A 9,846-nucleotide genomic window follows, 5' to 3' on the forward strand; every position below is an offset into this window, starting at 1 on the left:
GGGCTTGCTCGCGAAGGCGGCACATCCGTCGATATCACCTTTGAATGAAGAACCGTATTCGCGAGCAAGCCCGCTCCCACAAAAGCAGCGTTTACAAACCTTCTTCGAGTACCCGATCCAGCGTGTCGACAAAGAAGTCGACGCTGCGCCGCGAGGTGACCATCGGCGGTTTGATCTTGAGAATGTTCAGGTCATCCCCGGTCGGTTGCATGAAGATCCCCAGCTCGCGCAGGCGATCGCACAACAACGTGGTCTCCTCGGTGGCCGGCTCCAGCGTCTCGCGGTTGCGGATCAGCTCTACCCCCAGATAGAAGCCGGAACCATGCACCGCGCCCACCAGCGGGTGTTTATCGATCAACGCCTCCAGCCGCGTCTTGAAATGCCCGCCAACCACCTGGGCGTTTTCCCAGAGCTTTTCTTCTTCCATCACATCCAGCACCGCCATACCGACCTGGCAGCTCACCGGACTGCCGCCGGCCGACGAGAAGAAATAGCCTTCAGCTTCCAGCGCCTCGGCGATTTCCCGACGCGTAATAACGGCGCCGAGCGGCTGGCCGTTGCCCATGCCCTTGGCCATGGTGATGATGTCCGGCACCACGCCTTGCTCTTCGAAGCCCCAGAAAAAGTGACCCATGCGCCCGTAACCGACCTGGACTTCGTCGGCGATGCACACCCCGCCCTGGGCCCGCACCAATGCGTAAACCTGCTTCAGATAACCGGGCGGCAGGGAAATCCCGCCGGCGTTGCCGTACACCGGTTCACAGATGAAACCGGCCAATTGGCGCTCCTGCGCGGCGATATGCGCCAGTTGCGCTTCGACGCTGCGTACATAATCCGGCGCAGAATCGAGGCCACGGAACTCACCGCGATAGATGTTCGGCGCGGTGACTGGATGCACCCAGTCCGGACGACTTTCCAGAGCACGAGGGTTATCGGCAACCGACGTCGACACCGCATCAGCGCCGACCGTCCAGCCGTGATAGGCCTCCAGCACGCTGAGCATGTCGCGCCCGCCGCTGTAGGCCCACGCCAGACGGATCGCCAGGTCGTTGGCCTCGCTGCCACTGTTGACCAGAAACACCCGGTCCATGCCTTCCGGCGCCAGCTTCAGCAAGCGTTCGGAGAACTGCGCCACGGCTGCATAGTTGAAACGCGAGTTGGTGTTGAGCAGCGACCACTGTCGCGCCGCCACCTGGGCCATGCGCGGATGACCATGGCCGAGCACCGCGACGTTGTTGAGCATGTCGAGGTAGGAACGGCCCTGCATGTCGATCAGGTGATTACGCCAGCCACGCTCGATGCGCGGCGGGTCGACGTAATAATGCTTTTGCGTGCGGGCGAAACTGGCGTCGCGTCGTTCGAGCAAGGTTTTCGCATCCAGCTCGGGTTCGGCATCGCAGGCCAGACCCAGCAAAGTGGCTGGCGATGGACACAGGGCCTGCCACGCTGCAGCGCGCGCAGGACTGCAGAACAATGGCGCATCCAGCGATGCAACGCGGCTCAACTGCACCTTCAACGGACCGTCGACCGAACCCAGCACCTGACCTTTGACCAGCGCCGCGCCGCTGTGCAGCGAGGCGTTCACGCCCCATAGGCGCACGCTGAGCTGTGGTCCGTCGAGTTGCAACACACCATCCGCCGCGTGATGCAGCACACCGGCAAACGGCGCTTCCACCGCCGAGCCCTGCGGCACGCGCAACTCAACGTGCAGCGGGAACGTCTCCGGTTCGACCGCGCTGTCCACTCGCGTCTGCGACAAGCGGTATTGCCCGTAACGACTGGCCGCCAGGCCATGCGCGGCCGCGGCTTCAGTGAGCAGTCGTTGATCGATACCCTCCTGCTCCCAGTTGCCCGCCTCGAAATGCGGACTCAGGACGCCAAGGTCGATCAGCGCAAATTCATGCCCGACCAGCTCTGGCAACAGTGGCGCAAAACCCTCGCTGCCGACCGTCGGCAGACGCTGGCCGACTGACGTGAGGATCGCCGCTTCCATCAGCGCCAGGGGTACAGAAGTGGCCACGTGGAAAATTTCCCATTCGTGGCCAAGGTTGTCGCGGCTATAGGTATTGCCCGGGTCGATGCTGACCTGTTGCTCGCCACTGAGCACCAGCACCGCCGCCCGCGCCACGATCAACGGCCACAACGCCAACAGCTCTTCATGTTGCAGCGGATTGACCGCGTGATAGGCCTGCACCGCCGGCAGAATCACAAACGGATCACCGCCGGCATGGTGCAGCAGCGCCGCGCACGTCACCGACAGATCGGTGATACGCCAGGTGCGCACCAGATCACCGAAGTCGATCACGCCCTGCAATTGCCAATGACGCTTGGCATCGCGTCGCCAGACAGCGTTATCGTCGGTGATGTCCATGTGGATCGCCTGCACCGGCAGCTTGTCCTGCAACGGCTGCAAGCGACGTTCGGCCTGTTCGGCGGCTTGCGCGATCAAGGCGCGCTGGCGCTCATCCTGAATCACCGGCAGCAGATGGCTGATCAGCGCACTGGCGTGGCGGGCGTCCCATTGCAGCGTGCGCTGAAGGCCCGGGTGATCGAAGCTGGCCAGGGCCAGGTCCATCTCGCCACACAACCGACCGAATCCGGCCACCACGTCATGGCCCAAATGCTCAAGATGGGTCAGCGGCTGGCCTTCGATGTAGTCCAGCAACCGCACGTGCACCGACTCGCCGTCGGCTTCCAGCGACAACAGATCCTCGCCGTTACTGGCCGGGACAACTTTGGGCACGTGCACCGACGAATGCTCGGCAAGGTACTTGAGGCCTGCATGCTGAGCCTGCAACTCCACAAGTGCATAATCGCCGCGGCAGATTTTCAGGACAAAGCGCCCACGCTCACTGTCGACCCGATAATTCAGGTCCTGCTGACTGCCCAGCGCCTGTAGCGTGCCGCTGAGCCCGTAATGCTCGGCCAACCACTGCCGGGCCTGCGCTTCAGAAACCTGCGGGCTGGGCAAACTGGCGCGATGAATCAACGTGGCGAGCGGCATGGGACGACCCCTGAGATTTTATCAGGTGCCTATATCGCCATTGCTGCAGTGGATGCGCAACCCCCGACCGGAGATATTCAAACGCTCGCATCCGCCGGCACTTTGCGCAAGAATGTCGGCCATTCACCCCTATCTGGAAAAACCTCATGAATGTAATCACCACCGATCTGCCCGGTGTTCTGATCATCGAACCCAAGGTATTTGGTGACGAGCGCGGCTTCTTCTACGAGAGTTTCAACGCCAAGGCGTTCCAGGATGCGACGGGGCTCGACACCCAGTTCGTTCAAGACAACCATTCGCGCTCGCAGAAAGGCGTGCTGCGCGGCCTGCATTACCAGCTGCAAAATACCCAGGGCAAACTGGTTCGGGTGACCGCCGGCGAAGTGCTCGATGTAGCCGTGGACATCCGTCGCAGCTCGCCGCACTTCGGCAAGTGGGTTGCTGTACGCCTGTCGGCCGAGAACCACCGTCAACTGTGGGTTCCGGAAGGCTTTGCCCATGGTTTCGTGGTGTTGAGCGAATTCGCCGAATTCCTCTACAAGACTACCAACTACTACGATCCATCGTCCGAACGCAGCATTCGCTGGGACGACCCGGCTCTGGGCATCGACTGGCAACTGGACGAAGCGCCGAAGCTGTCGGCCAAGGATCAGGTCGGCGCGCTGCTCAAGGACGCTGACGTCTTCGCCTGAGCCTAGGCATAATGCGCCTGTTCACTCAGGCGCATCCGGCTCATGAAACCTACCCTTCCCCGCAGACCCCGCTGGCGCAGCCTTGCCCTGCTGGCCCTGTGTCTGGCGCCGCTGCTATGGCCGCTTGAGCATCTGGCCGAGCGCTATTACCGCAGCGAACTGGCCGGGCAAAACCGCCAGACCCTCGACCTCTACGTCGCCAACCTGCTGGGCACCCTGCACCGTTATGAAGTATTGCCGCAGATCCTCGGCGACCTGCCGGCCCTGCGCGCCGTGCTCGGGGCGCCGGACGACGGCGTCACCCAGGGCAATGCCAACCGCCTGCTGAAAAACATTGCCGCACAGACTGGCGCCGAAGTCATGTACCTGATGGACACCAGCGGCCAGACTCTCGCGGCGTCGAACTGGGACAAACATGACAGCTTTGTCGGGCGCAATTTCGCTTTCCGTCCGTATTTCAGCGAAGCCATGGCTGGGCGTCTGGGACGCTTTTTCGGCCTCGGCACCACGTCGGCCAAACGCGGTTATTTCTTCGCCGCGGCGGTGCGCAACGGCGAAAAAATCATCGGCGTGCTGGTGATCAAAGTCGACCTCGATCACACCGAAAGCCTGTGGGGCAAAACCCCGGAACAACTGCTGGTGACCGACCACAACGGCGTGGTGATTCTCACCTCGCGCCCTGAATGGCGCTTTCGTTCAACCCGCATTTTGAGCGACACCGAGCGCTCGGCAATCACCGCCATCCTGCCTTATCCGACCCGCGAGCCACGTCCGCTGAACCTCAGCGACAGCGCCTGGCTGACCCAAACCGTCGATATCGCCGAAACCGGCTGGAGCGTCAGTATTCTTGCCCCGCGCACGCTGATCGATCGTCCGGTGCGCACCGTGGTCGCAATCGGCGGCGCCACGCTGTTGGTGGTGATGCTGTTGCTGGGGCTGATGATGCAGCGTCGCCGGCATTACCTGGAACGCATCGCCTTCGAAGCCAAGGCCCGTCGTGAACTGGAAGGTCGGGTGGCCGAGCGGACCAGCGATCTGGAAGGCCTCAACCGCCGACTCAAGCAGGAAGTGCTGGAGCGCGAACAGGCCCAGCAGGAGCTGGTCCGCGCTCAGGACGATCTGGTCCAGGCCGGCAAACTCTCGGCGCTGGGTACGATGTCGGCGAGTATCAGCCACGAGCTCAACCAGCCGCTGGCGGCGATCCGCAGCTATGCGGAAAACGCCGAAGTACTGCTCGATCATCAACGCACCGACGATGCTCGCGGCAACCTCAAACTGATCAGCGAACTGACCGGGCGCATGGCCTCGATCATCGCTCACCTGCGTGCCTTCGCCCGCCGCGACCGCCATGCCCCGGAAAGCGTGGCCCTGCAACCGGCGCTGGACGATGCGCTCGCATTGCTGGCCAAACGGCGCCGCAGTATGGAAGTCGAGCTGATCCGCGATCTGCCCGCCGCCACGCTGTGGGTCGAGGCCGGGGAAACCCGTTTGCGTCAGGTGCTCGGCAATCTGCTGGCCAACGCCCTCGATGCGCTGACCGAAAAAGGCCCGCCGCGCAAACTGTGGCTGAGTGCCGAATCCACCGCCGAGGGCGTCAATCTGTACATTCGCGACAACGGTCCGGGTTTCTGCATGGAAGCCCTCGGCCGCGCCAGCGAGCCCTTCTACACCACCAAGACCCGTACTCAGGGCCTTGGTCTGGGGCTGGCCATCTGTGAAACCCTGATGCGCGCCTTCGGCGGTGAACTGTCGTTCGCCAACCACAAGCAAGGTGGCGCCTTGATCACCCTGCGGCTGCGCGCCGGTGCGCCCGGGGTCAGCCTGCAACCGTCCGAGGATCGAAGTGCATGACCATCGACAATCGCATTCAGGTGGTGTTGATCGACGACGATCCGCACCTGCGTCAGGCCCTCGGCCAGACCCTGGACCTGGCCGGGCTGAAAATCCTTCCGCTGTCCGAAGCCAAAGGTCTGGCCGGGCAACTGGAGCGTGACTGGCCCGGCGTGGTGGTCAGCGACATCCGCATGCCGGGCATGGACGGCCTGGAACTGTTAAGCGAATTGCACGCTCAGGATCCGGAGCTGCCGGTGCTGCTGATCACCGGCCACGGCGACGTGCCGTTGGCGGTGCAGGCGATGCGTGCCGGCGCCTATGACTTTCTGGAAAAACCGTTCGCCAGCGACGCGCTGCTCGACAGCGTGCGCCGCGCCCTGGCTCTGCGCCGGCTGGTGCTGGACAACCGCAGCCTGCGCCTGGCCCTGAGCGATCGCAACGAACTGAGCGCACGACTGGTCGGCCACTCGGCGCCGATGCTGCGCCTGCGCGAGCAGATCGGCGCGCTGGCGGCGACCAAGGCGGACGTGCTGATCCTCGGTGAAACCGGCGCGGGCAAAGAAGTCGTGGCCCGTGCGCTGCACGATTTGTCGAGCCGGCGCAACGGCCCGTTCGTGGCGATCAACGCCGGGGCACTGGCCGAATCGGTGGTCGAAAGCGAGCTGTTCGGGCATGAGCCGGGCGCGTTCACCGGCGCGCAGAAACGCCGGATCGGCAAGTTCGAATTCGCCAACGGCGGCACGCTGTTCCTCGATGAAATCGAAAGCATGAGCATGGACGTGCAAGTGAAACTGCTGCGCATGCTGCAAGAGCGCGTGGTCGAACGTCTGGGTGGCAATCAGTTGATCCCGCTGGACATCCGCGTCATCGCCGCGACCAAGGAAGACCTGCGTCAGGCTGCCGATCAAGGGCGTTTTCGCGCCGATTTGTATTACCGCCTGAACGTCGCACCGCTGCGTATTCCGCCACTGCGCGAACGCGGCGAAGATGCGCTGGTGCTGTTCCAGCATTACGCCGACGAAGCCAGCGCCCGACATGGCTTGCCACCGCATGAACTGCAGCCGGCGCAACGCGCCTTGCTGTTGCGCCACACCTGGCCGGGCAACGTGCGCGAACTGCAGAACGCTGCCGAGCGTTTCGCCCTCGGTCTGGAACTGGCGCTGGACAACAGTGGAAGCGAAAGCGGCGGCACCAGCGTGGAAGTCATCAGTGGTGGCCTGAGCGAGCAAGTGGAAAACTTCGAGAAGTCGTTGATTGCCGCCGAGCTGGCGCGCTCGCACAGTTCGGTGCGCAGCCTCGCCGAAGCCCTGGGTATTCCGCGCAAGACCCTGCACGACAAACTGCGCAAGCACGGCTTGAATTTCGCCGACAGTAACGCCAATGGAGACGAAGCCGAATGAGCCGCGACAGTCGCTATCTGGAGTCGGTGCTGCATCACGACATTCCCCTGACCCGCGAGATGGGCCTCAAGGTCCTCGCCTGGCACGAGCAGCAGTTGAGCCTGCACCTGCCGCTGGAGCCGAACGTCAATCACAAAAGCACCATGTTCGGCGGTAGCCTCTATTGTGGCGCGGTGCTGGCGGGCTGGGGCTGGCTGCATTTGCGCCTGAAGGAAGAAGGCATCGACGACGGGCACATCGTGATTCAGGAAGGCCAGATCAGTTATCCGCTGCCCGTGACCGATGATGCCACAGCGATTTGTCCGCCACCGGAAGCGGCGGTCTGGAAGAAGTTTCTGGCGATGTATCAGCGTTATGGGCGCGCACGGTTGACGCTCAATACGCGAATCGTCAACGCCGGCAGTGATGAGAATGCAGTGACGTTCAGCGGGCAATACGTTCTGCACCGCTGAACGTCAACAGCCCCTCACCCTAACCCTCTCCCGGAGGGAGAACGGACTGACCGAGGCGTCTTGCGTCAGGCATCGACCTGAAAGATCGGCAGCGATTATGGATTCAGTAGAACTGGCTCAAGTCGGTGAACCTCACCAGCATCCCCCAATCGGCGCCCTCTCCCTCCGGGAGAGGGCTGGGGTGAGGGGAATCGAGAATCCACCCACTTACCCCCGAGCCAGCTCCAACAGTCTTGAGCGCCACGCCGCCTTCGCCGGCAACGCCAGAAAGAACTCATTGAGCAGCGATTCCCGCGCCGGATAACAGAACGCTTCGCCCTGCAGATCCAACACTTCGCCGCCAGCACCTTCGAGCACGCCCTGCGCCGCAGCGGTATCCCATTGCGACGTCGGCGCCAGTCTTGGGTAGCAATCCGCCGCCCCTTCGGCCAACAGACAAAACTTCAACGAACTGCCGATGTTTGCCAGTTGCAACTCGCCCAAACTGGCGCTCAGACCGGCAAGCAGCCGCTCTTGCTCCGGACTCGAGTGCCGACGGCTCGCCACCACGGTGAACGCTTCACCGGGCGCGAGCACGTCACGCACCTGAATCGCCACCGGCGAACCACCTTTGTCCCCACGCCACGCGCCGAGAGCGGCACCGCCGACATAGAAGCGGCCATTGGTCGGCATCGTGACCACGCCAAACACCACCCGCCCGTTTTCGATCAGGGCGATGTTCACGGTAAATTCTTCACTGCCGCTGATGAACTCCTTGGTGCCATCCAGCGGATCCACCAGCCACCAGCGCTGCCACCCGGCGCGCACGCTCTGCGCAATGTTGGCGTCTTCCTCGGACAGAATCGGAATACTGGAGTCCAGCGCGGTCAGCCCGGCGACGATGACATGGTGCGCGGCCATGTCCGCTGCGGTCACCGGTGAATCATCGGACTTGGCGGTGACCTCCACGCCAGAGCGCCAGAACGGCAGAATCGCCTCGCCAGCCTGCAACGCCAGCTCAACCACCGGCGCCATCAACGGATGGGAAAACTTCATCGACATCTCACTCATGACTGAAAGAACCCGCGCTGCGTCAGCAGATCACGCGCCAGATACAGCGCCGCCAGGGCACGGCCTTCGGTAAACTGCGGGTTTTGCGCCAGCGCCGCCAGTTCACGCAGGTTGACCTTGTCGACGCGCATCGGCTCCGGCTCGTCGCCCTCCAGACGCTCCTCGTACAAATCGGTGGCCAACACCACCTGGATCTTCTGGCTCATGTAACCGGGCGACAGCGACAACTCGGTCAGATGTTCCAGCTGGCGCGCGCCGAAACCGGCCTCCTCCTTGAGTTCGCGCTCGGCCGCTGCCAGCACATCTTCACCCGGCTCGATCAAGCCTTTGGGCAGGGACAGTTCGTACTCGTCAGTGCCGCCGCAGTATTCCTCGACCAGCACCGCGTGTTCGCTGTCGAGCATCGCCACAATCATCACCGCGCCATAACCCGCGCCTTTGCCGACCAGACGCTCGTAAGTGCGTTCCACGCCATTGGAAAAACGCAGCTTCAGTTCTTCGACGCAAAACAGACGACTGGTGGCGACAATCTCGCGGGCGAGTACAGTGGGTTTCTGGCGCATGCAAAGCTCCTTGGCGTGAACGCGCTACTATAACGCGGCTTTCCCGATTGTTTGTGTCGGATATCTTTCTACCGCTCGAGACGTTGCCATGCCTTCTTTACCGTGGTCTGACATCGATACCGTCCTGCTGGACATGGACGGTACGTTGCTGGATCTGCACTTCGACAACCATTTCTGGCTGGAACACCTGCCGCAACGCTACGCCGAACTGCACGGGGTGAGCCGGGCCATGGCCGACATGGAGTTGCAGCCGCTGTTCGAGCGCCATGCCGGGCAACTGCAGTGGTACTGCCTGGATTTCTGGAGTGCCGAACTGAAGCTCTCGGTGCGTGAACTCAAACTGGAAACCGCGCACCTGATCGCGCTGCGTCCGGATGCAGACACCTTTCTGCAGGCGATCAAAAAAGCCGGCAAACGGGTGATCATGATCACCAACGCCCACCGCGATTCCCTCTCACTGAAACTGGAACGGATCGAACTGGCGCCGTACTTCGAGCGGCTGATCAGCTCCCACGATTACGGTTATCCCAAGGAGAACCCGCAGTTCTGGGATGCCTTGCAGGCGGATATCGATTTTGATCCGGCACGCAGTCTTTTCATCGACGATACGTTGCCGATTCTGCGTAGTGCGCGGGAGTTTGGCGTGACGCATTTGTTGGCGGTGAAAGAGCCGGACAGTCGCAAGGGGCCGAAGGACACCGCCGAGTTTGCGGCGGTTGAAGACTACCGCGATTTGATTCGGGGACTCTAGCAACATCACTGTGGCGAGGGAGCTTGCTCCCGATGGGCCGTGAAGCTGTCCCAAATGTTCACGACTGCTGCGCAGCCGAACGGGAGCAAGCTCCCTCGCCA

Annotated in this window: 8 protein-coding genes; 5 read left to right on the forward strand and 3 right to left on the reverse strand. The window is 62.5% G+C overall.

Going from position 1 to position 9,846, the window contains the following annotated elements; genetic code table 11:
- Window positions 1–91: 91 nt before the first annotated feature.
- Window positions 92–3,004 (reverse strand): aminotransferase, encoded by a 2,913-nt coding sequence (locus QMX91_RS25300; RefSeq protein WP_282413547.1) that lies wholly within the window; start codon window positions 3,002–3,004, stop codon window positions 92–94.
- Between the two features lie 146 nt (window positions 3,005–3,150).
- Here QMX91_RS25300 and rfbC point away from each other — a divergent pair, with 146 nt between their 5' ends.
- The 4 genes from rfbC to QMX91_RS25320 are packed head-to-tail and all read left to right on the forward strand — an operon-like array spanning window position 3,151 to window position 7,381.
- The gene (gene rfbC, locus QMX91_RS25305) at window positions 3,151–3,696 is read left to right on the forward strand and encodes a dTDP-4-dehydrorhamnose 3,5-epimerase (protein ID WP_103368291.1); all 546 of its coding nucleotides are present in this window, start codon (window positions 3,151–3,153) and stop codon (window positions 3,694–3,696) included.
- Between the two features lie 42 nt (window positions 3,697–3,738).
- Window positions 3,739–5,547: an ATP-binding protein gene (locus tag QMX91_RS25310; protein ID WP_027611227.1), complete on the forward strand. Its 1,809-nt coding sequence runs from the start codon at window positions 3,739–3,741 to the stop codon at window positions 5,545–5,547.
- A complete protein-coding gene (locus QMX91_RS25315) occupies window positions 5,544–6,929 on the forward strand; it encodes a sigma-54 dependent transcriptional regulator (RefSeq protein ID WP_098966712.1) in 1,386 nt (461 codons plus the stop codon). Before QMX91_RS25310 ends, QMX91_RS25315 begins: the two co-directional genes overlap by 4 nt.
- On the forward strand, window positions 6,926–7,381 hold the full coding sequence (locus QMX91_RS25320) for a YiiD C-terminal domain-containing protein (protein WP_134785197.1): 456 nt from the start codon (window positions 6,926–6,928) through the stop codon (window positions 7,379–7,381). Before QMX91_RS25315 ends, QMX91_RS25320 begins: the two co-directional genes overlap by 4 nt.
- A gap of 207 nt (window positions 7,382–7,588) precedes the next feature.
- Here the strand turns inward: QMX91_RS25320 and cysQ are convergent, their stop codons facing one another.
- Both cysQ and nudE read right to left on the reverse strand, forming a co-directional pair.
- The gene (gene cysQ, locus QMX91_RS25325) at window positions 7,589–8,422 is read right to left on the reverse strand and encodes a 3'(2'),5'-bisphosphate nucleotidase CysQ (protein ID WP_223008853.1); all 834 of its coding nucleotides are present in this window, start codon (window positions 8,420–8,422) and stop codon (window positions 7,589–7,591) included.
- A gap of 5 nt (window positions 8,423–8,427) precedes the next feature.
- Complete coding sequence (gene nudE, locus QMX91_RS25330; protein WP_047600934.1) at window positions 8,428–8,994, reverse strand: ADP compounds hydrolase NudE; 567 nt, start codon at window positions 8,992–8,994, stop codon at window positions 8,428–8,430.
- An 88-nt stretch (window positions 8,995–9,082) separates the two neighbouring features.
- Between nudE and yrfG the strand changes: the two genes are divergently transcribed.
- Window positions 9,083–9,745 (forward strand): GMP/IMP nucleotidase, encoded by a 663-nt coding sequence (gene yrfG, locus QMX91_RS25335; RefSeq protein WP_135294752.1) that lies wholly within the window; start codon window positions 9,083–9,085, stop codon window positions 9,743–9,745.
- The last annotated feature ends 101 nt before the right edge of the window (window positions 9,746–9,846 follow it).

This window comes from Pseudomonas sp. PS01299, assembly GCF_029960145.1.
Lineage (GTDB): Bacteria > Pseudomonadota > Gammaproteobacteria > Pseudomonadales > Pseudomonadaceae > Aquipseudomonas > Aquipseudomonas putida_A.